Source organism: Streptomyces flaveolus (assembly GCF_014648815.1).
GTDB lineage: Bacteria > Actinomycetota > Actinomycetes > Streptomycetales > Streptomycetaceae > Streptomyces > Streptomyces flaveolus.
The window spans coordinates 1-889 of the sequence record NZ_BMRV01000043.1 but is presented as its reverse complement, the minus strand read 5'-3'; the positions used below and the strand labels follow the sequence as shown (position 1 = coordinate 889).

Below are 889 nucleotides of genomic sequence, written 5' to 3'. Positions count from 1 at the left end.
GGTCACCACCACCTCCGGTCCCGGCGTCGCACTCAAGAGCGAAACCATCGGTCTCGCGGTGTCGCTGGAGCTGCCGCTGCTGATCGTGGACATCCAGCGCGGCGGTCCGTCGACGGGGCTGCCGACCAAGACCGAGCAGGCGGATCTGCTGCAGGCGATGTACGGCCGCAACGGCGAGGCCCCGGTGCCCGTGGTGGCGCCGCGTACTCCGGCGGACTGCTTCGACGCGGCCCTGGAGGCGGCGCGGATCGCGCTGGTCTACCGCACCCCGGTGTTCCTGCTGTCCGACGGCTACCTGGCCAACGGCAGCGAGCCGTGGCGGATTCCGGAGCTGGACGAGCTGCCGGATCTGGCGGTGCGGTTCGCGCAGGGACCGAACCACACGCTGGACGACGGCACCGAGGTGTTCTGGCCCTACAAGCGGGACCCGCAGACCCTGGCCCGTCCGTGGGCGGTGCCGGGCACGCCGGGTCTGGAGCACCGGATCGGCGGTATCGAGAAGCAGGACGGCACGGGCAACATCTCCTACGACCCGGCCAACCACGACTTCATGGTCCGCACCCGCCAGGCCAAGATCGACGGCATCCAGGTCCCCGACCTGGAGGTCGACGACCCGGACGGTGCGCGCACCCTCGTTGTGGGCTGGGGCTCGACGTACGGGCCGATCACGGCGGCGGTGCGGCGGCTGCGGGCGGCCGGGGAGCCGATCGCGCAGGCCCACCTGCGCCACCTCAACCCCTTCCCGCACAATCTGGGCCCGGTCCTGAAGGGCTACGACAAGGTGGTGGTCCCCGAGATGAACCTCGGGCAGCTCGCCACGCTCATCCGGGCCCGGTACCTGGTCGACGCCCGCCCGTACAACCAGGTCAACGGCATGCCGTTCAAGGCG

1 pseudogene is annotated in these 889 nt (G+C 71.1%); it reads left to right on the top strand.

Going from position 1 to position 889, the window contains the following annotated elements:
• Positions 1 to 889, top strand: a pseudogene (locus IEZ05_RS36110) (2-oxoacid:acceptor oxidoreductase subunit alpha); the annotation flags it as partial.